17 protein-coding genes are annotated in these 20,516 nt (G+C 69.2%); 6 read left to right on the plus strand and 11 right to left on the minus strand.

Annotation, left to right across the window (positions count from 1 at the left end; genetic code table 11):
- Nucleotides 1-109: 109 nt before the first annotated feature.
- The 7 genes from F614_RS0108030 to F614_RS0108060 all read right to left on the minus strand — a co-directional run bounded on the left by F614_RS0108030 (nucleotide 110) and on the right by F614_RS0108060 (nucleotide 10,063).
- The gene (locus F614_RS0108030; protein ID WP_018867476.1) at nucleotides 110-940 is read right to left on the minus strand and encodes a carbon-nitrogen hydrolase family protein; all 831 of its coding nucleotides are present in this window, start codon (nucleotides 938-940) and stop codon (nucleotides 110-112) included.
- Nucleotides 941-995: 55 nt separating this feature from the next.
- Nucleotides 996-4,922 carry a YhdP family protein gene (locus F614_RS0108035; RefSeq protein ID WP_038037301.1) on the minus strand — a complete coding sequence of 1,309 codons (3,927 nt, stop codon included), beginning with the start codon at nucleotides 4,920-4,922 and terminating at the stop codon, nucleotides 996-998.
- Nucleotides 4,923-5,070: 148 nt separating this feature from the next.
- Nucleotides 5,071-6,609, minus strand: coding sequence for a ribonuclease G (rng, locus tag F614_RS0108040; protein ID WP_018867478.1), 1,539 nt, complete (start codon nucleotides 6,607-6,609; stop codon nucleotides 5,071-5,073).
- 79 nt (nucleotides 6,610-6,688) lie between these two features.
- Nucleotides 6,689-7,798, minus strand: a complete 1,110-nt coding sequence (locus F614_RS0108045) for an AI-2E family transporter (protein ID WP_018877135.1) — start codon at nucleotides 7,796-7,798, stop codon at nucleotides 6,689-6,691.
- Nucleotides 7,795-8,280: a hypothetical protein gene (locus F614_RS0108050; protein WP_019583982.1), complete on the minus strand. Its 486-nt coding sequence runs from the start codon at nucleotides 8,278-8,280 to the stop codon at nucleotides 7,795-7,797. Before F614_RS0108050 ends, F614_RS0108045 begins: the two co-directional genes overlap by 4 nt.
- Complete coding sequence (locus F614_RS0108055) at nucleotides 8,277-9,023, minus strand: type 1 glutamine amidotransferase (protein WP_018877133.1); 747 nt, start codon at nucleotides 9,021-9,023, stop codon at nucleotides 8,277-8,279. Before F614_RS0108055 ends, F614_RS0108050 begins: the two co-directional genes overlap by 4 nt.
- Nucleotides 9,024-9,154: 131 nt before the next feature.
- Complete coding sequence (locus tag F614_RS0108060) at nucleotides 9,155-10,063, minus strand: LysR family transcriptional regulator (RefSeq protein ID WP_018867482.1); 909 nt, start codon at nucleotides 10,061-10,063, stop codon at nucleotides 9,155-9,157.
- Between the two features lie 172 nt (nucleotides 10,064-10,235).
- On the opposite strand from F614_RS0108060, the gene F614_RS0108065 reads away from it, so the two are divergent.
- The 3 genes from F614_RS0108065 to rpmG all read left to right on the plus strand — a co-directional run bounded on the left by F614_RS0108065 (nucleotide 10,236) and on the right by rpmG (nucleotide 12,476).
- Nucleotides 10,236-11,960 (plus strand): bifunctional diguanylate cyclase/phosphodiesterase, encoded by a 1,725-nt coding sequence (locus F614_RS0108065; RefSeq protein WP_019558687.1) that lies wholly within the window; start codon nucleotides 10,236-10,238, stop codon nucleotides 11,958-11,960.
- A 96-nt stretch (nucleotides 11,961-12,056) separates the two neighbouring features.
- Entirely contained in the window at nucleotides 12,057-12,293 is a 237-nt protein-coding gene (gene rpmB, locus F614_RS0108070) for a 50S ribosomal protein L28 (RefSeq protein ID WP_017941409.1), read from the plus strand.
- Between the two features lie 12 nt (nucleotides 12,294-12,305).
- Nucleotides 12,306-12,476 carry a 50S ribosomal protein L33 gene (gene rpmG, locus F614_RS0108075; RefSeq protein ID WP_017941410.1) on the plus strand — a complete coding sequence of 57 codons (171 nt, stop codon included), beginning with the start codon at nucleotides 12,306-12,308 and terminating at the stop codon, nucleotides 12,474-12,476.
- A gap of 145 nt (nucleotides 12,477-12,621) precedes the next feature.
- Here the strand turns inward: rpmG and F614_RS0108080 are convergent, their stop codons facing one another.
- Entirely contained in the window at nucleotides 12,622-12,852 is a 231-nt protein-coding gene (locus tag F614_RS0108080) for a hypothetical protein (protein ID WP_018867485.1), read from the minus strand.
- An 84-nt stretch (nucleotides 12,853-12,936) separates the two neighbouring features.
- Here F614_RS0108080 and F614_RS0108085 point away from each other — a divergent pair, with 84 nt between their 5' ends.
- Genes F614_RS0108085 through mutM form a run of 3 tightly spaced genes read left to right on the plus strand, consistent with a single transcriptional unit; the run spans nucleotide 12,937 to nucleotide 15,910 of the window.
- Complete coding sequence (locus tag F614_RS0108085) at nucleotides 12,937-14,151, plus strand: EAL and HDOD domain-containing protein (RefSeq protein ID WP_018867486.1); 1,215 nt, start codon at nucleotides 12,937-12,939, stop codon at nucleotides 14,149-14,151.
- A gap of 3 nt (nucleotides 14,152-14,154) precedes the next feature.
- Nucleotides 14,155-15,102 carry a hypothetical protein gene (locus F614_RS0108090; RefSeq protein ID WP_018867487.1) on the plus strand — a complete coding sequence of 316 codons (948 nt, stop codon included), beginning with the start codon at nucleotides 14,155-14,157 and terminating at the stop codon, nucleotides 15,100-15,102.
- Nucleotides 15,095-15,910: a bifunctional DNA-formamidopyrimidine glycosylase/DNA-(apurinic or apyrimidinic site) lyase gene (mutM, locus tag F614_RS0108095; RefSeq protein ID WP_019558688.1), complete on the plus strand. Its 816-nt coding sequence runs from the start codon at nucleotides 15,095-15,097 to the stop codon at nucleotides 15,908-15,910. Before F614_RS0108090 ends, mutM begins: the two co-directional genes overlap by 8 nt.
- Nucleotides 15,911-16,237: 327 nt before the next feature.
- Here mutM and F614_RS0108100 read toward each other — a convergent pair whose 3' ends face one another.
- Genes F614_RS0108100 through F614_RS0108110 form a run of 3 tightly spaced genes read right to left on the minus strand, consistent with a single transcriptional unit; the run spans nucleotide 16,238 to nucleotide 20,497 of the window.
- Nucleotides 16,238-17,854 (minus strand): ABC transporter ATP-binding protein, encoded by a 1,617-nt coding sequence (locus F614_RS0108100; protein ID WP_018867489.1) that lies wholly within the window; start codon nucleotides 17,852-17,854, stop codon nucleotides 16,238-16,240.
- A gap of 2 nt (nucleotides 17,855-17,856) precedes the next feature.
- Nucleotides 17,857-19,125 carry an ABC transporter permease gene (locus tag F614_RS0108105; RefSeq protein ID WP_018867490.1) on the minus strand — a complete coding sequence of 423 codons (1,269 nt, stop codon included), beginning with the start codon at nucleotides 19,123-19,125 and terminating at the stop codon, nucleotides 17,857-17,859.
- Nucleotides 19,118-20,497, minus strand: coding sequence for an ABC transporter permease (locus tag F614_RS0108110; protein WP_018878515.1), 1,380 nt, complete (start codon nucleotides 20,495-20,497; stop codon nucleotides 19,118-19,120). The genes F614_RS0108105 and F614_RS0108110 overlap by 8 nt, the downstream gene beginning before the upstream one ends.
- Nucleotides 20,498-20,516 lie beyond the last annotated feature (19 nt).

The following is a 20,516-nucleotide window of genomic DNA, read 5'->3' on the forward strand; positions in this document are numbered from 1 at the left end:
GCTGCCCCGCCGCACTTGCAGGCGGGGCAGCACTTGTCGGTTCAGTATGGAGCTTGGGGCACCGCCCGCGCTTTCAAGCGCGCCGGCGTTGCGGGTTTATGTCGCCGGATCAGGTGGTCCCGGGGCACGGCAGGCGGCGATGCTCCACGGCCGGGAAGCTGTTGCGGATGCGCGCGGCCTGGGCCCGGTCCAGATCGGCCAGCAGCACGCCCGGGTTGCGCTGGAGCTGGCCGACGATCCGGCCCCACGGATCCACCAGGGCGCTGTGGCCATAGGTTTCGCGGCCGTTCACATGGAACCCGCCCTGAGCCGCCGACAGCATGTAGCACTGGTTCTCGATGGCGCGCGCCCGCAGCAGCACGTCCCAGTGCGCCTGCCCCGTCTGCGCAGTGAAGGCCGCCGGCAGGGCGACCCATTCCGCCCCCTGATCCAGCAGGGCCCGGAACAGCTCGGGGAAGCGCAGGTCGTAGCAGATCGCCAGGCCCATGCGGCCGGCCGGCGTATCCACGACCACCACCTGGTCGCCGCGCTCGAAGACCTTCGATTCGGTATAGGCCTCGCTGCTGTCCGGCAGGCGCACGTCGAACAGGTGGATCTTGTCGTAGCGCGCCACCTGCTGCCCCTGATCGTCGAACACCAGGCAGGCGGACCGCACCCGGTCGCCGCCCGCGGTCTGCAGCGGGATAGTCCCGCCGACGATCCAAAGCCCGAGGCGCCGAGCCTGCTCGGCGAGAAAGGCCTGCAGCGGACCGGCCCCGTCGGCGACCTCGGCGATGCCGAGGACATCGGTCTCCTGCATGCCCATGAAGGCGAAGTTCTCCGGCAACACCGCCAGGCGCGCGCCCTTGTCGGCCGCCTCCTGCAGCAGTCGCTTGGCCTCCAGGAGGTTCGCCTGGGGCTGGGGTCCGGAGGCCATCTGGATGGCCGCTACCTGAGTCATGTTGCTCCGCTTGTCCGTTGCGAGACCGGTCGGGGCGCCACTGCCCGCGCCGGTATCAGTCGTTGTCGGCCCCGTCGGTCTCCGCTGCCGGCTCCACCAGCACGCGTACCTGCGGGTCGTCCCAGGGGCCCGTCACCGCGTACTCGACGCGGGCCGCCTCTTCTATCTGATCCCCGATCCCCAGCACGCGTTCCGCAAGAAGCACCACAACCCCGGTCACGGGGCCGCCCACCAGGGCCCCGACGATCGGGAGCGCGGTGCGCAGGCTCGGCACGACCACGATCTCGTGATCATAGTCACGTGCCACCAGCCCGGTGCGGCCGCTCAGACGCACCTTGGCCGAGGGTCCCTCCAGGCGCAGGTCGGGCACATGCAGGTCCCCGTCGCGCAGCACGGCGTCCGCGGTCAGCTCGCTGAAGGTCAAACCCTCGGTGAACACGTCGCGGAAATCCAGCCGCAACCGCCGCGGCAGTACGTCCAGGCTGACCAGCCCCAGCAGGCGACCCGCCCCCGGCTCGACATCCGCCAGGCGCCCGTCGGACAGCGACAGCTCCACGGACCCTGTCAGCTGCGCCAGGCTCGGGGCGTACAGCGGCCCCGGCCAGACGAGCGACAGCGACCCGTCGCCGGCGCCCCCGACCAGGGCCCGCGACAGCCCCGCCGACCGCAGGGCCGCGCCCCAGTCGTCACCGGACAGGGTCGCATCCAGGCGTGTCTCCGGCAGACCCTCCCCGGACACCCGCCAGATGCCGACGGCGTCGGCGTGGAGATCGCCTTCCGGGGCACGGACCTCCAGGTCCCGGATCACCAGACCGCTGGACTGCGGCTCCAGGCCCAGTTCGATATCCGCGAAACGGTAATCGCCCAGCGCCAGGCTGTCGAGCGTCAGGTCCACCGCCGGCCAGGCCCGCGGATCCTCGAAACTCCCGGCTGTGACGGGCTGCACCTCCGCTTCGGCCTCTTCGCCAGCGCCGGTCCACTCGAGATCGTCCAGAATCAGGTGACGCAGATGCGCCTCCCAGCGATCACGCCCGCCAGCGGCCATCGGGCGCCAGCGGGCCTCGCCGGCCAGCCAGTCGGACGCCACCTCCAGATCCCAGCCCGCGTCCCCGCGCCGGCCCAGAAAGCGCAGCCCGGGCAGGTCCCGCCCGCTCCAGCGGATACGGTCGCGGATATCCAGTTCCAGGCGCGTCAGCGCCACGGCCTGCGCCGCCTCCTCGGCATCGTCGCCGGCCGCGCCCAGATCCACCGCACCGCCCCAGGGGGCCTCGCCCAGGGCCTCGAGCCACGGGTCCACCTCCAGCCGTGGCAGGCGGGCACGCACCGACACACCCGCCCCCGGCAGGGCCAGGGCGCTGGCCCGGGGAGCGCCGATCTCCAGCGCCAGGGCCTGCAGGGCAACCCCGCGCGCCGCCGTGCGGGGCTCGGCGCCGCGCACGGCCGGATCCTCGGGGGCGGCAGTCGGGGAGAGACGCAGGTGGGCCCGCAGGACCGAGCCCAGTGTCAGGTGGCCAATGCCCGCGCCGTCATGCCCCAAGGGCAGCGTCAGTTCCAGCGCGCGGGCCTCCTCCGCCGGCTTGCCGATCGGCTCCGGCCAGTCGATCGCCACACCCACCAGATCCGAGCTCAGATCCAGACGCACACCATCCACCGCCTGGCCAAGGCGCAGTTGCGCCTCCCACTGAGCCGCACCCTCCAGGTAGGGGGCCAGCTCCGGAAAATCCTCCAGCCAGGGCCCCAGGGGTTGTCTCCCGCGCGCCGTGAGCCGTGCGGTCTCGCCACCCAGGGGCCAGTCCGCCCCCAGGGTGACGGTCTCGTCATGGACACGCGCGGTCACATCCTCCGCCGCGATGCGATCGGCGGTATCGAACCGGACCTGGCCCTCGACGGCCTCCAGCACCGCGGGCCAGCCCGGGACCTCGGCGCGCGTGCCCTGGAGATCCAGCGTGCCGGCGACCCGCGTCTGGTCCATGCGCCCCTCCTGCAACGGCAGGGTCAGGGAGAGCCCCAGCCGGGTCGGGCCCGTCAGGCGCGCCTGATCGCGCAGTTCCGCCGCCTCGTCCAGCAGGTCGGCCTGACGCAGATAAGTCAGCAGATCAGCGGCATCACCATCGGCCGTGCCCTCCAGTTCGAGGACCGCGTTCTCCATATCCTCGATCCCGATCCGGGTGGCATGCACCTCGGTGTCGAGGATGCGGCCCCGCGCGTCCTCGGCGCGGAAGCCCGCGTTGTGGAACAGCAGCCGCCCGCTGACGTCCTCGGCCCTGGGCCAGCCCTCCTGGTAGTCGAGGATGCCCGCCTCGACATCCGCCCACAGGTCGAACACCCCCTCGCCGTCGGCAAACGGGAAGTCCTCTCCGCGTCCCCGGTAGGCCATGCCGCCCCCCGTGGAGACCCCGGTCACGATGCTGTCCACCAGCCACTGATAAGTGTTCTCCGGCAGGTGATACAGCGGCAGGTAGCGCGCGGTACGGTCGCCGTTGGCACGCAGGATGTCCATGGCGATATCGACCCGCGGGCCGGCCGCGTGCCCGTCCAGCCGCATCCGCATGCGCCCGCGTACCGCGGCGTCGGCATTCGCGGCATTCAGGCCCTCGCCCGCCAGATGCCAGTGCCCGGAGTCGTCACGCTCGGCGCGCAGGCGGCCACGGGCGGTGTCCAGCACCACCGGCTCGGCCAGTACCCGCGGCAGATCGATCTCCAGGTCGCGGCTGTCCAGCAGCAGTTCCACGCCGCCGCGACGCCACTGCAGGTAGCCCGCCGCTCCCTGCACCCCGAGCCCGTGCCCGGCGGCGCGCCAGCCGAGATCCCGCACATCGGCCTCGGCCCAGACCGGCTGCAGCCGGTCCGACTCGCGGCGTGCCTCGAACCGGGCCAGGTCCAGTGTTCCGCGCGGATGGAGGTCGGCGATGCGCTCGGCCAGCTCGGGCGCCGCCTGGCGCAGCAGCGTGAGCAGGGGTGCGTAGGGCTCGACGTCGACATCGCGGGCCGCCAGCTCCACCGCATCCACCACCAGCGCGCGGGGCTCGCCCTCCAGGCGGTAGGCCAGGCGCAGGTCCCCGGAACCCGGCCGCGTCCCGCTCCAGGACGACCGGTGCCGACCGTCCCGGACCCGCCAGTCGAATCGATGGCCGATGGCCGGACCGGCCGGCTCCCCGGCCAGGCTAAGAGTCGTCTCGTGATCCCCGCGCAGCCAGGCCATGCGGCCATCGTCGAGCGCACCCCACAGGCGCAGCGTCGCGGTGCCCTCGGGCGCGGGCCAGCCCAGGTAGGCCAGCCACGGCTGCCAGGCGGTCAGGTCCACCGCATCCGCTTCCAGGAAGAAACGCGCATCGCGCAGATCGGCCGCCGGCGCCTGCAACCCGAGCACGAAATGCCCACCCGCGTCCGGCGCGTCCAGGGCCCCGTCGAGAAACAGCCGCAGCGAGCCATCGTGCGCCGTGCGCAGGGCCGCCCGGTCCAGCCGCGCGGCGGACTCCAGGCCCGCGCCGCGGTCCTCCCAGATCAGCCGGATCGCCTCCGCCTCGACATCGGGCCACTGCGCCACCGGGATGGTGAGCAGCCGCCCCTCGCCCATGCCGATCTCGCGCCCGTGGAGGGAAAACCGGCCATCGGCATGGCGCACCAGGCGCAGATCCACACCCTCGACCCGCACCGCCAGTGCCGGGTGCCGGCTACGCAGGCTGGCCCCGGCGCTCAGCGATATCCCGAGGCGCTCGATGGCAACCGGCTCGCCCTCGGGCATCGCCACCCGGACCTCCCGCGCCACCAGCGCCGGGGACCAGCCGGCCCAGCCCAGTTCGATGCCCGCGGCGGAGACCTCGCGCTCCAGTTGCTCGCTGACGGTCGTCTCCACCCAGGCGTGCAGGCCGTCCCAGTGCGGCAACGCCAGGCGCAATGCCAGGATGGCGATCACCAGCGCCAGCACCAGGGCCAGCAGGACCCCCAGGGTCACGCGCACACTTTGTGAACGGATGCTCATTTTTCCCCCACCCGATCAAAACGCGGCCTGCCCGGCCGACCGGGACCCCGATCCATGCTGGGTCCGCACGCGTGCTTCACCTTGGTGTCTCTCCCTCCCCGCTGGCGACAATCGCCCGAATCCGGGCCATGTCTGAATTAGGTATAGCTCAGACGAAGACCACGTCGAACTGTTCCTGCGTGTAGAGCGTCTCCACCTGGAAGCGGATGGGGATGCCGACAAAGCTCTGCAGCTCCGCCAGCGCGGCGGATTCCTCGTCCAGCAGCAGGTCGATCACGTTCTGCGACGCCAGGACCCGCAGCTCGCGCGCGTCGTACTGGCGCACCTCGCGCAGGATCTCGCGGAACAACTCGTAGCAGACGGTCTCCGCCGATTTGAGGTAGCCGCGCCCGCCACAGACCTGGCAGGGCTCGCACATCTGGTGCTCCAGGCTCTCGCGGGTACGCTTGCGGGTCATCTCCACCAGCCCCAGCGGCGAGACGTCGCAGATCTGCGTCTTCACGTGATCCCGTTCCAGCGCCTTTTCCAGCGCTCGGATCACCTGGCGCTTGTGCTCGTCGTCCTGCATGTCGATGAAATCGATGATGATGATCCCGCCGAGATTGCGCAGGCGCAGCTGGCGCCCGATGGCCTGGGCCGCCTCCAGGTTGGTCTTGAAGATCGTCTCCTCGAGCTTGCGATGGCCGACAAAGCCGCCGGTGTTGATGTCGACCGTGGTCATCGCCTCGGTCTGGTCGAAGATCAGGTAGCCACCGGACTTCAGCTCCACCTTGCGCTCCAGGGCGCGGTGGATCTCCTCCTCGACGTTGAACAGGTCGAAGATCGGGCGCTCGCCGGGGTAATGCTCGATGTGCCCGATCAGTTCCGGCAGGTAGCGTTCGACGAAGCTGCAGACCTTCTGATAGGTCTCGCGCGAGTCGATACGGATGCGCTCGATATCCACTCCCACCATGTCGCGCAGGATGCGCTCGACCAGCGGCAGGTCGGCGTAGACCTCGGTCCCCGGCGGCGCGCTGGCGGCCTGCTCCTGCAGGCTGTCCCAGACCTTCTTCAGGAAGGCGGTATCGTTGTACAGGGCCTCGTAGTCGGCCAGCTCCGCGGCGGTGCGCACGATGAAGCCGTGCTGCGGGGCCAGCTCGTCACGCAGCTGCTCGATGGACTCGCGCAGCCGCGCGCGCACGCCCTCGTCCTCGATGCGCGTGCTCACCCCGACATTCGACTGGTTCGGCATCAGCACCAGGTTGCGCGACGGCAGCGTGATGTAGGTGGTCAGGCGCGCGCCCTTGGACCCCAGCGGGTCCTTGACCGCCTGGACCAGGACGTCCTGCCCCTCGCGCAGCAGTTCGCGGATGCCCTCGCGCGCCGGCGCCGCGCCGCCATTGGCGGTCCCGTTGCCCGCGGCGGTTGCCGGGGCATCCCCGCCCGACAGCGCATTGCCATTGAGCTCCTCGCGCTCCACCGGCGCCACGTCGGAGGCGTGCAGGAAGGCGGTGCGCTCCAGGCCGATGTCGACAAAGGCTGCGTCCATGCCCGGCAGCACGCGCACCACCCGGCCCTTGTAGATGTTGCCCACGATCCCGCGGCGACGGGTGCGTTCCAGGTGCAGCTCGGTCAGGACGCCGTTTTCCACCAGGGCCACACGGCTCTCCTGGGGCGTCACATTCATCAGGATCTCGGTTCCGGTCATGCGTTCTTCTTGTTATCGAATGGGGACCAACCAGCCGCCGGGCCCGCGGGCGGGCGCGGCGGAGGTCCGGGATTTCGGGCTACTTGGTGACGGCTTCGGCCGAACCGGCCTCGCCGTCCGTCGAGGTTTCGGGCGGCGGGTGCTGGGCTCGCGGCCAGGACTTGATCACCGCATGCACCAGGGTCGCCAGCGGGATGGCGAAGAACACCCCCCAGAGCCCCCAGATGCCGCCGAACACGAACACCGCGGCGATAATCGCCACCGGGTGCAGGTTGACCACCTCCGAGAACAGCAGCGGCACCAGCACGTTGCCGTCGAGGAACTGGATCACCCCGTAGGCGATCAGCACCCAGGCGAACTCGGAACTCAGGCCGAACTGGAAATAGGCGACCGCGGCCACCGGGATGGTCACCACCGCCGCCCCGATGTACGGGATGATCACCGAGATGCCCACCATGAACGACAGCAGCACCGCGTATTCCAGCCCGAACCAGTTGAAGGTCAGGAAGGTGACCGCCCAGACGATCACGATCTCGATGAACTTGCCGCGCACGTAGCTGGCGATCTTCAGGTTCACCTCGCGCCACACCTGGCTGGCCAGGTGGGTATCCCGGGGCATGAACCCGCGCACCCAGCCGAGGATCAGGTCACGGTCCTTCAGCATGAAGAACACCATCAGCGGGACCACGATCAGGTAGATCACCACGTCCACGATGTGCCGCGCCGAGGACAGCGAGAAGGACACCACGCGCTGCCCCAGCAGGGTCGCCTCGGCGCGGATCGCCCCCATCAGTTCGAGGACCTGTTCGTCGGTGATCAGCTGCGGGTAGCGTTCGGGCAGCTGCAGCAGCAGCTTCTGGCCCTCCGAGATCATGCCCGGCAGCTCGCGCACCAGCTGGGTCACCTGGGCCGACATCAGCGGCACCACACTGAACAGCGCCGCAACGGTCAGTGCCAGAAAGGCCAGCAGCACGCAGGTGACCGCGAGGATACGCGGGACGCGCCAGAGGACCAGCCTCCGTACCGCGCCCTCCAGCAGGTAGGCAATGATCAGCGAGGCCAGCAGCGGCGCCAGGATACGCCCGGCAAAGATGATGACCAGGAATCCCGCGAGCAGCAGAAACGCCAGGATCACCACCTGCGGATCGGTGAAATGACGCTGGTACCACTGACGCAGGATGTCGATCATCGCGACGCTCCTCCCGCCTCCGGGTCATCCCCGTCCGCGGAACGGGTCGGGTCCTGGGCCACCGCCTTCTCGTAATGGGTACGGAAGACGACCTCCAGCTCGTCGATCACCTCCACCGCCGGGCGCCCCTGCATCACGTGCTGGCCCATCAGGGCCGAGGTCTCGTTCAGCAGCTTGGAGCGATCCAGCATGTGGTAGGTGGCGGACAGGCGGCGCATGGCCTTGATCACCGACTCGCTCTCCGGCCGCGGAATGGGCTCCGGCTCGGGCACCGGCTCCGGTGCGGGGGCCGGCGATTCCTGCTCCAGAAAGCGGGCAAACTTCAGCAGGCTGGCCTGGTCCTCGGGCGACAGCCGCGCCGCGATCTCGGCGATCGCCCGTGCCGGGTCCTCGCGGCCCTTCTTGCGCGCGCCCCCCAGCACCGAGCCGAGATCGCCTCCCGACAGACCGCCATCGCTGCCCATGCCCAGTGGAGGGATCATCCCTCGTCCTCGATCTTCAGGCTGAACACCGGCATCTTGCGGCGTTCCTGCATCAGGCCCAGCGCCTTCACCAGCGCCACGATCACGTCCTCGGTCACCTTCTGCATCTCGCCCCATTCCATGCGCGCCTCGCCCAGGAGTTCGCCCATGTTCGGCGGCGGGTTGTGACGCGCCTCCATGATGATGTCCTCGAGCATCCCGGGCTTCATCTCGGGTCGAAACAGCATGCCATAGGTCAGTTCATCCGGCCGGATCGCCAGCCAGTCGCCGTCGTCGTCCACCAGTACTGGCTGCACGCCGTCCGGCAGGTCGACCCGGCCATTGACCAGTTGCAGCACCCGCCGGCCATCCAGGGCCTCGGCGAGTTCGTCGCCCTCGCCCGCCGCGGTCTTGTGCGCGGTCACGAAGCGCGCGCGATACATCGGGTCCTCGTGGGCGGTGCCACCGGCCTGCTCGGCCACCAGCAAACCGCCCATGCCGATCCCGACCACCGGGCGCTTCGAACGGCGAAAGATGTCGATCAGCGACAGCTCGTCCGGGACCTGCGGGTTCTCCTCGTGATCCGCGGTCGGCCAGGCGCCGCCCAGCAGCCACAGCCCGTCGAACTGGGCCGCGGAACCGGGCAGATCCTGCCCCACGAACGGCCGATAGTAGGAAAAGCCGATATCGCGTTTTTCCAGCTGTGACTCGATCAGTCCGAGAAACTCGGAATAGGTATGCTGCACTACGCAGTAGTTCTTCATGTCGCGTCAATCCTGATTTTGTATTCGGGTCCGAGCGAGGGAAACACGGATCGGGGCCGGGTCGCGGCGGCGTCACTCCGACCGGCGACCCAGGCGCATGACGGCGGTGCCGTTGCCCGGCACCGCGTACCTCAATCCCGGTTTTCCTCTGCCGTGCAGTATCCGCGCAGGAACTGCATCAACACCTCCAGCGTGGGCACGCGGAACTTCTGCCGCGCGTGCACCAGGGAGATCGGCCGTTCCAGCGGCGGTGACAGTGGCAGTGCCACCAGTTCGCCCAGTTCCAGCTCCTTGGCCACCACCGCCTCGGACAGCACCGAAAGCCCCATACGGGCCACTACCGCGCCCTTGATCGCCTCCGAACTGCCCAGTTCCATGCAGCCCCGCAGGCTGCTGCGGTCGTACCCGGCGCGCCCAAGGTACTCCATGATGACCTCGCGGGTCCCGGAACCCTCCTCGCGGCATATGAATGGGCGCTCGATGAAGTCCGCGACGCGGACGCTTTCGCGCGTGGCCAGTTCGTGATCCGGCGGCACGATCAGGCGCAACTGATCGACCAGGCAGGGCTGCACCTGCAGGCTGCGGTGGGTCACCGGGGCCTCGACAATGCCGAGATCCACGCTGCCCTCCTCGACCATGAGCACCACGCTCTCGGTATTGCCCACCCGCAGGCGGATGCCGATATCCGGATGCTCGCGACGGAAGGCCCCCAGCAGCGCCGGCAGCATGTATTCCGCCACCGTGGTACTGGCCCCGATCACCAGCGCCCCGCCATTCGCGCCCTTCAGCTCGCGCAGGGCGGCCTCCAGCTCGCCGTAGGTGTCGAAGATGCGTTCGGCATAGCGTTGCACGAGCCGCCCGGCATCGGTCAGTGTGACCCGATTGTGATTGCGATCGAACAACCGGGTATCCAGCTGTTCCTCCAGCTGCCGCACCTGGAAGGTCACCGCCGGCTGCGTCATGTGCAGCACCTCGGCGGCCCGGGTGAAGGACAACAAGCGCGCCACCGTTAGAAAGACCTGCAACCGCCGATCAGCCATGCCGCCCCGTCCTGGAGAATAAAGTCCGTACCATCCCCGGATGCTACCAAGCCCCCGCGACGGGCAACAGCGACCCGCCGCCCGGATGCATCGGCCCGGATTATGCCCCCGCCCGCGCGAGAAACGTCTATAAGGGAATCACGACATCATGGCGCAAGCCGAAGGAACCGGAATGGGGGCATCCCCGTACCACGCCTGGTCGCATGGGCGCTCGCAAGGCATCCACAAGCGCTGGAGGGTCGCCGGGACTGCCGCCGCCGCGCTCCTGATGGTACTGGTCACCCTGCTGGTCTATCAGACCGGCGGCACCTCCACGGCCTATCTCAACTTCATCCTGATCCCGGTGCTGCTGGGGGCGGCCCTGTTCGGCCTGTGGGGCGGGCTGGCCTTCGGGCTGCTGGCCGGCCTGCTCCTCGGGCCCTTCATGCCCCTGGACACCACCACCGGGGCGGCTCAGCCCGCCCTGAACTGGCTCACACGCACGGGCATCTACGTGGTGCTGGGCGGCTTCTCCGGCTGGCTCTTCGACACCCTGCGGCGGCATTCCGGCCGCCTGCTGGAGCAGGCCTACACCAACCCGGTAACCAACCTGCCCAACCGCGAGTCGCTGGAACAGTACGTCCAGCAGCTGATGCGCCAGGCGGAGTCCCCGCAGGCCGCCGCCACACGGGTGTTCGTGATCAGCCTGCAAATGGACAACTACCAGGACAGCATCAGCGCCCTCGGCCTGGCCGCCGAGCGCCCCCTGCTGCGCGGCATCGCCGACCGCATGCAGGGCGTGGCCGGTCCTGCCGGGGCCGATGTGTTTCATATCCACGACGACCACTTCGCGCTGATCCTGCCGCACCGCGGGCGCAAGGAGGCCCTGGCGGTGACCCAGGCCGTGATCGACGCCCTGCAGGCCCCCTTCGAGGTCTTCGACATCCCGGTGTATCTCGGGGCCCACGCGGGGATCTCGTCCTTCCCCTTCCACGAGCAGGACGAGCCAACCCGGCTGCTGACCAAGGCCTGGATGGCCATGCACCAGGCGAGCCATTCGGGCCGGCGCTACCGCAGCTATGACCGGCGCAGCGACGACCACAGCCTGCATACGGTCGAGCTCCTCGGCGAGCTCCAGGGCGCGCTGGACGACGGCCAGCTGCACCTGCACTACCAGCCCAAGCTGGACCTGGAGACCCGGCAGCTGATCGGGCTGGAAGCCCTGCTGCGCTGGGAACACCCCACGCGCGGCCGCATCTCCCCGGGCGAGTTCATACCGCAGGCGGAGCGCACCGGGCTGATCCACGAACTGACGCGCCGCGTCCTGCGCCTGGCCCTCGCAGACCTCGCCACCCTGCGCGAGCACGGCCTGGCCATGCCGGTCAGCGTGAACATCTCCGCGCGCAATTTCCTCGACCCGGCGTTCGCCGATCATCTGCTGGAACAGGTACACGCCTCCGGCCTGCCCCCCTGCGCCCTGGAACTCGAGTTCACCGAGACCGCCCTGATGGCCGATCCGGACGAGGTGATCACCGCCCTCAACCGCCTGACCGCCGCCGGGCTCGCGCTCGCCATCGACGACTTCGGCACCGGCTACTCCTCGCTGGCCTATCTCAAGCGGATGCCGGTCACCACCCTCAAGATCGATCAGGCCTTCGTGCGCCAGATGCTGGAACACGCGGTGGATGCCCAGATCACCCGTGCCAGCATCAGCCTGGCCCGCGATCTCGGGCTGAAGGTGGTGGCCGAGGGGGCCGAGGACGCCGCCACCCTGGACACCCTGCAACAATGGGGCTGCGACGCGGCCCAGGGCTTCGGCATCGCCCGGCCGATGCCGCTGGATGCGACGCTGGCCTGGGCCCGCGAATGCGGCGTGGCGCCCCGGGTCCGGGCCCACTGCGCCCCCGGGGCCAACTGAGCGCGCCGCGGCAGACCCGGTTTTCCCTTGCACCGGCCCCGGGGCTGCGCTATAGTCCGCCGTCTTTCTGGTAGACCCAAATTCCGGAGTCCCCCGATGGCCCGAGTATGTCAGGTGACCGGCAAGCGCCCGGCGACCGGTAACAACGTTTCGCACGCCCACCGCAAGACGCGGCGGCGCTTCCTGCCCAATCTGCACTCCCACCGTTTCTGGGTGGAGAGCGAGAACCGTTTCGTACGCCTGCGCGTCAGCAGCAAGGGCATGCGCATTATCGACAAGCGCGGCATCGACGCGGTCCTGGCGGACTGCCGTGCCCGCGGTGAAAAGGTCTAAGGAGGCTTCACGATGGCTGCCAAGTCCGCACGCGACAAGATCCGCCTGGTGTCCTCCGCCGGCACCGGCCACTTCTACACCACGTCCAAGAACAAGCGGAACATGCCCGAGAAGATGGAGATCAAGAAGTTCGATCCCGTCGTCCGCAAGCACGTGATGTACAAGGAAGCCAAGATCAAGTAATCGCGCCTCCCGGCACGATTGCCTGATCCCGGGCGAAAAAGGGCCCGGCCCGCTCACGCGGTGCCGGGCCCTTTTTGTGTCTGCGTGTTGTGTCTGCGTGGCCGGAAGCCCCGGATGCACCGCAACGCGTACCCGGGGCCTATCCTCAAACGGGATCCGGCTGACCACCCTTCCCGGATGCCGCGCTGCCCTCCGCGGCGGTCTCCGCCCAGCGCGTCATCACGCGCCCCCAACGATGCGCGGTCGCCGGGTCCAGTTCGATCTTGGTATAACGTTCGCCATCGCGGATAATAACCCGCAGCAACGGAACCCCCGAGTCGTGCAGGATCTGACGCAACTCCACGACTTCGCCAAATGGCGCATCAATCGAATCCATGGTGCGTGTGTTCCTCCCGAGCCGGCCTGCCGCACTTCGTCGTGGCCGCCCATCCGTGATTGATCGTGTTCACCTGACGCAAGCATGCAACCAATTTTTGTCGGCCGGCAACCCATCTTCGACGATCAGGAGAACCTGATCGGCTTCGAGCTCCTCTTTCGCGCGGGGCACATGGATACCGCCTCGGTCACCGACGGCGACCTGGCCACCTCCGATCTCCTGCGCAGCGCCTTTATCGACATCGGGCTGGAGCATCTCGTCGGCGAGCACCTGGCATTCGTCAATCTGACCCGCGGCTTCCTCGAGCACGACGTCATCACCAGCCTGCCACCGGAGCAGGTGGTGCTGGAGATCCTCGAGGATGTCGAGATCGACACCGAGGTGGTCGCCGCCGTGCGACGCCTGAAGGCCCGGGGCTTCCGCATTGCGCTCGACGACTACCAGTTCCAGGAGAGCCACGCGGAACTGGTCGAGCTGGCCGATCTCGTCAAGCTCGACGTGCTGACCCTGGGCCGCGAACGCCTGGAGCAGGAAGTCGACACCCTGCGCGGCTTCGGAGTGGAACTGCTGGCCGAGAAGGTCGAGACCGCCGAGGACTATGCGCGCTGCCGACACCTCGGGTTCAGCCTGTTCCAGGGCTTTCACCTGTCCTTCCCCCACGTGATCGAGGGGCAGCGCCTGGAGAGCCTGGAGCTCGCCCTGCTGCGCCTGCTGAAGGCCCTGCAGGCACCCGATCCCACGCCGGCCGAACTGGAGAGCCTGATCGCCGCCGAACCGGGGCTGGCGATCCAGTTGCTGCGCCTCGCCAACAGCCCGGCCTACCGGGGCCGGCGGGCCACGGACTCCCTGTACGACGCGATCCTGCGGCTGGGCCAGGGGCGAATCAAGCGCCTGGCGATGCTGATGGTCCTGCGCGGCGCCGACGGCCAGAGCCACGGTCTCGAACAGGTCATGATCCGCGCCCGCATGGGCATGCTGATGGCCCGCGCCCTGGGCCTGCCCCCGGAGGAATGCGAGCGCTATTTCACGCTCGGCATGCTGTCCGGCCTGGACCGGGTGCTGGGTGTGCCGCTGCGGCGCATCCTCGGCGAACTCCACCTGTCCACGGAGATGGAACAGGCATTGCTGGAGGGGAGCGGCCCGCTGGCGCCGCTGCTGGCGACCATTGCCGCCTTCGAGGGCCCCGCGCTGCCGCCCGACAGCGCGAATGCCCCCGTCCCCGCGCCGGTCTCCAGCCGCCTCTACCTGGAAGCCGTACGCTGGACCGAGGACCTTCTCGCATCCCTGGCGGAGCCCTAGACGATGCCCCTCACCCTGCGCAGCCAGCTGATGCCGGAAGCCGCGACAGGCCCCGACACGGGGTTGCGGATCCGGCTGCGCGAGCCCGCAGGGATCGAGGCCGCGCGCGGCACCCTCGAGATCCATCCGGGCCTGAGCCCCCTGGCACCGGATGACTATGTCGAATACTGGACCGCCCCCGGCACACCGCGCTCATCCCGCGAGGGCCCCGTGCACCTGCTGGAACACGACGATGTGCTGTTTGCGAGCTGGACCGGCCCGGACCACGGACTGCGGGAGCAGACCGAACAGGCCTATCAGTCGCTGCTGGCCGCCTGCCGCACGCGCGGCTACGAACACCTGGCGCGCATCTGGAACTTCTTCGGCGATATCCACGGCGAAGAGGACGGACTGGAACGCTACCAGGCGTTCTGTGTCGGGCGCGCCGCCGCCCTGGAGGCCCTGCAGGTCCCGCTGGCCAGCATGCCGGCCGCCACCGCGATCGGTGGCGACCGGCGCCAGCTGGTGATCTACCTGATCGCCACCCGGACACCGGCGAAACCGCTGGAGAACCCGCGCCAGGTCAGCGCCTACCACTACCCGGCGCGCTACAGCCCGAAGAGCCCGACCTTTGCCCGCGCCACACAACTGGATACGGCCGACGGCCCGCTGATCCTGCTCTCCGGCACCGCCAGCATCGTCGGCCACGAGAGCCGGCACCCGGACGACGTGGTGGCCCAGGCGCGCGAGACCCTCGCCAACCTCCAGGCCCTGCACAATACCGCCGGGCGCAAGCTGCCCCGGCCGTCCTGGTTGCGTGTCTACCTGCGCCGCCCGGAGGACCGCCCCCGGGTCGCGGCCGTGCTGGCGGAACACTACAACGCGGCCCACCCGGGTCCGATCGTGCAGTGGGTGCGCGGCGACATCTGCCGCCGCGAGCTGCTGCTGGAGATCGAGGGCGTGCATGCCTGAACTGCCCGAGGTCGAGACCACCCGACGCGGGCTGGAACCCCTGCTGGCCGGGCGCCGCATCACCGCCTTCGAGGTCCGCGAGCCACGCCTGCGCTGGCCCGTCCCCGAAGACCTGACCACGCGGCTGGCCGACGCGCAGGTCCACCGACTGGCCCGCCGGGCCAAGTATCTCCTGCTGGAGACGGATCGCGCCGGCGTGCTGCTGCACCTGGGGATGTCCGGCAGCCTGCGCCACTGCCCGCCGGAGACACCACTGCGGCGCCACGACCACGTGATCGTTCACCTCGACAACGGCTATCAGGTCCGACTGCATGACCCGCGCCGCTTCGGCTGCTGTCTGCCGCTACCAGACGACGGCACCCCGCATCCGCTCCTGGCTGAGCTCGGCCCGGAACCCCTGGACCCCGCATTCGATGGCGACACCCTCTTCCTGCGCAGCCGCGGCCGCCGTGGCCCGGTGAAGGCCTTCATCATGGACCAGGCCATCGTGGTCGGGGTCGGCAACATCTACGCCACCGAGGCCCTGTTCCTCGCCGGCATCCGGCCCGGTCGCGCGGCCGGCCGGGTCACCCGCGCGGAATACCAGCGCCTGGCCGCACACATCAAGGCCGTACTGGCCGAGGCCATCGAGCAGGGCGGGACCACCCTGCGCGACTTCCTCCGCGAGGACGGTACCCACGGCTACTTCCGCCAGTCCCTGCACGTCTACGGCCGCGCCGGGGAACCCTGCCACGTCTGCGCCGATGTACTGCGCACCCGCCGCATCGGCCAGCGCGCCAGCAGCTACTGCCCCACCTGCCAGAAATAGCCGCCCGCTGTGGCCTGGAGGCCGCGAAAGGCTTTTTTACCACAGAGGGCACGGAGGACACGGAGAAGGGCGGGTCACAGGAAGACAGGAAGCTCGCGAAGGTTTCTTCTGGTATGGAGTGTGATCGCGGTCATACCAACCCTCGAGAAGCGGAGAGCCTGGATATCACCCAGGACAAGACCGATTGCCAGCCCACTACAAACCGCCCTTGGTCTTCTCCGTGCACTCGGTCTCCTCTGTGGTGCAAAAATGCCCTTGACCTTCTTCGTGCCTTCGTGGTGAATCAAAACGACCGCACCAAGGCACATTGCCGCCGGCTCGCCCGGTTCAGAGGTAGCGCGAGACGCGGGGCACGGCGTCCAGCAGGTGGCGGGTGTACTCGGCCTTCGGGCTGGCCAGCACCTCCTCGGTGGCGCCGATCTCTTCCATGCGTCCGTCGTGCATCACCAGCATGCGATCGGAGAAGTACTCGACCACGCCCATGTCGTGGGTGATGAAGATCATCGCCAGACGCCGCTCGGCCCGCAGCCGGGCAAGGATCTGCAACACCTCGGCCTGCACCGACACGTCCAGCGCACTGGTGACCTCGTCGCAGATGATCACGTCCGGATCCAGCACCAGGGCCCGCGCGATCGCGATGCGCTGGCGCTGACCGCCGGAGAACTCGTGCGGATAGCGCCACAGGGTATCTTCCGGCAGCGCCACCTGCTGCAGGACCTGCCCGGCCAGGGCGATGCGTTCGTCCACGTCCGCCCCGATGCCGTGCACCGCCATCGGCTCGGTCAGCAGCGTCAGCACGTTCAGGCGCGGATTCAGGGACGAGGCCGGGTCCTGGAACACCACCTGCAGGTGGCGCCGCAGTCGGCGCAGGGGCTTGCGCGGCATGCGGGTCAGCGACTCGCCGCGGTAGCGGACCTCGCCACCGGTCGGTTCCACCAGGCGCAGGATGGCCCGGCCCAGGGTGGTCTTGCCACAGCCGGATTCGCCGACCACCGCCAGCACCTCGCCGTTCTCCAGCTCGAAACTGACATCGTCCACCGCGCGCACCACGTCGACCTGGCGGCGCATCAGCCCCTTGAGCACCGGGAAGTGCACCTGCAGCCCGGAGACCTGCAGCAGCGCATTGCGTCCGGCGCCCGGCACCGGCGGCAGCGGGGGCAGATTCTCCGGCAGGGCCTGGATCAGCTTGCGCGTATAAGCATCCTGCGGGTCGCGCAACAACGGCAGGCACTCGCCCTGCTCCACCAGCCGCCCCTCGCGCATCACCGCCACCCGGTCGGCCACCGAGGCCACCACCCCGAAGTCGTGGGTGATCAGCAGCACCGCCATGCCGTTCTTCTCGCGCAGGCGGTCGATCAGCTTCAGGATCTCGGCCTGGATGGTCACGTCCAGCGCGGTAGTCGGCTCGTCCGCGATCAGCAGGTCCGGCTCCGCCACCAGCGCCATCGCGATCATTACCCGCTGGCGCTGCCCGCCGGAGAGCTTGTGCGGATACTCGTCGCGGCGCTGTTCGGGGTTCGGCAGCTGCACCTCGCGCAGCACCTCCAGCGTGCGCGCGGCGCGCTGCTCCGGGCTCATCTGGGGGCGGTGCAGACGCAGCACCTCCTCGATCTGATCGCCCACGGTCAGCACCGGATTCAGCGAAGTCATCGGCTCCTGGAAGATCATCCCCACTCGGTCGCCGCGTACCTGCTGCATCGCCGGGGCTGGCAGCCCCAGCAGTTCCTGGCGTCCCTCGCGCCCGGCCAGCCAGACCTCGCCCGTGGGGCGCTCGAAGCCCTCGTCCAGCAGGCGCATGATCGCCAGCGCGGTGATCGACTTGCCGGAACCCGACTCCCCGACCAGCGCGAACAGTTCGCCACCGCGGATGGCGAAGCTCGCCTCCGCAACCAGCGGTGCCTCGCTGTCACGGTGACGGATCTGCAGGTTGCGCACCTCCAGCATGTTCAGCGCACCCCGCCGCTGGTCGCGCTGGTGGCACCGGCCGCCGGACGCGCGCCGGCATCGCGATTGGCACTGCGCGCGGCCGAGCGCGCGTGCGGGTCCACGGCGTCGCGCAGGGCCTCGCCGATCAGGTTGTAGGCGAACACCGTCAGGAAGATCGCCCCGCCGGGGAAGGCCGCCATCCACCAGTTGAAGGTGGAACTCTGTACCGCCTGGTTCAGCATCTGCCCCCAGGAGGGATCATCCACCAGACCCAGGCCGAGGAACGATAGCGTCGCCTCGGCGAGGATGGCCGAGGCGACCCCGAAACTGGCCGCCACCAGGATCGGCGCGATCCCGTTCGGCAGCATGTGCCGGAACAGGATCGACGGCAGCGACAGCCCCGACGCGATCGCCCCCTGCACGAAGTCCTGCTGGCGCAGGCGCAGGAACTCCGCGCGCACATAGCGCGCGTAGCCGGACCAGGAGGTCAGGCCGATGATCAGCATCATCAGGTACAGCGAGCGACCGAAGAAGGCGACGAAGGTCAGCAGCAGGAACAGCGTCGGGATCGCCTCGAAGATCTCCACCAGGCGCATGCCGATGATGTCCACGATCCCCGAGAAGTAGCCCATCAGCCCGCCCAGGATCACCCCGATCCCCAGCGCGATCCCGGTGGCGATGAAGCCGATGGACAGCGCGATGCGCGAGGCGTGGATCATGCGCGAGAGGACATCCGCACCGGTGTCGTCAGTGCCGAACCAGTGCACCCGATCCGGCGCCTCGCGCGGGGCCTCCAGGCCGGTATCGGCATAGTCGCGCAGGTAGTCGCGCGGCGAATACGGGATCGGGGCGCGAATCACAGTCTGGTATTCGCCCATGCGCTCGGCCTCGCGGTACTGATCGTGGATCACCAGCGACGGCGGCGAGACCGTCTGCCAGGCCACCGCGGCCAGCACCGCGCCCAGCGCGGCCCACAGCCCGAAGCGTCGCCAGGGCCGCCCGGGCAGGCGCCAGAAGACCAGCGCCAGCACCAGCAGACCGAACAGCGTCACGTCGGCTGCCGTCAGATAGCGCAGGAAGGGCATCGCCCACTCGCCGTCGGTGGTCTGCACCAGCAGCGGATGGGAGGTCGCCAGCACCGGCGCGAGGATCGCCACCAGAGTCAACAGCGCGATCCAGCCAATCCCGAGGCGCGCGCCCCAGCGCAGCAGGACCTCGCCCACCACGCGCCGCGCCCAGGAGCGGCTGCGGCGACCCCCGGTTTCCGGATGGCGGCTCGGCTCAGTCATAGTTCACCCGCGGATCGACGATGGCGTAGGCGAGGTCCGCCAGCAGGTAGCCGACCAGGGTCAGCACCCCGGAGATCAGGGTGATCGACAGCACCAGTTCGCGGTCGCGCGTCTGCACGGCCTCCACCGCCAGCTTGCCCATGCCGTCAATGGAGAAGATGGCCTCCACGATCACCGACCCGGCCAGCAGCGAGGGCAGCAGGGTGGCGGACACGGTGATCAGCGGCAGCAGGGAGTTGCGGAACACGTGGCGCCACAGCACGTCGTGCTCGGCGACCCCCTTGGCCCGCGCGGTGCGCGCATAGTCCGAGGTCAGGTTCTCCAGCACCGCCGAGCGCGACAGCTTGGCCAGGAACGCCAGCCCGCCGTAGGACAGACACAGCACCGGCAGCACCAGGTGCCAGGCCCGATCCAGCAGGAAGCCGGGCACCATGCTGCCCGGCGCCAGTCCGAGGGCCAGCGCAAGCCCCGCGCCCAGCCCCAGCGTCCCCAGATAGAAGCCGCGCAGCACCCCCCAGTCGCTGTGCGCCATCAGCCAGCCGACCGCGGCGCCGACCCCCATGGCGACCCCGGTACTGACCATCCCGGCAACGGCCAGGTCGCGGAACATCAGCCAGCCACACAGGGCCCCGAGTACGGCCCCGACCCCACCACGGATCCGCGCCGGCAGGGTTCGCGCCAGGTAGATCCCCAGGGCCGCGCCCAGAAACGGCAGGATCAGCAGCAGCGGCAGGGCCCACACCACCTCCACCGTCGGCAGGAAGGTCATATCCAGTGCCGCGCGCTGGCTGATGCCCCCGGTGGGAAACCACTGCCAGAACTGGTCGGAGGCGAAGAAGCCGATCAGCAGCACGCCCGCCAGCATGGTCGGCACCGACCACAGCGCCAGCAACACCACGCCGGATTGCGAGTCGAAGGCCTGGCCGTGCTGGGTGGCCGCGCGCACCCCCACGGCCACCGCGACGATGTAGATCAGCGGGATCGACAGCACGTTCAGCAGCAGCGTAATCGGCAACCGCTCCGCGATCAGGTCGACCACCGGGCGGCCGTAGCGAAAACTGGTCCCCAGGTTGGGCGCCTTGAAGTGCGGCCATCCGGTCAGTGAACCGTCCGCGTCCTGGGCGAAACCGATCGGCGAGATGTTGTTGAGCCAGCGCCCGAACTGCACCGGCGCCGGTTGATCCAGGCCGTAGAGGCGGTTGTAGTACTCCTCCATCGCCTTCTGCGCCTGCGGCTCCAGGCCCTGCCCCTCCACCAGGGTCAGGGCGCTGATGCCCCCGGGCGCCGCCGCCATCACCGCGAACACGACCACGGTGATGCCGAACAGGGTCGGCACCATCAGGATCATGCGGCGCAGGATATAGGTCAGCATCCCGCGCGCCGCCTGCCGA

This window comes from Thioalkalivibrio sp. ALE12 (assembly GCF_000381105.1).
In the GTDB taxonomy this organism is placed as follows: Bacteria; Pseudomonadota; Gammaproteobacteria; order Ectothiorhodospirales; family Ectothiorhodospiraceae; genus Thioalkalivibrio.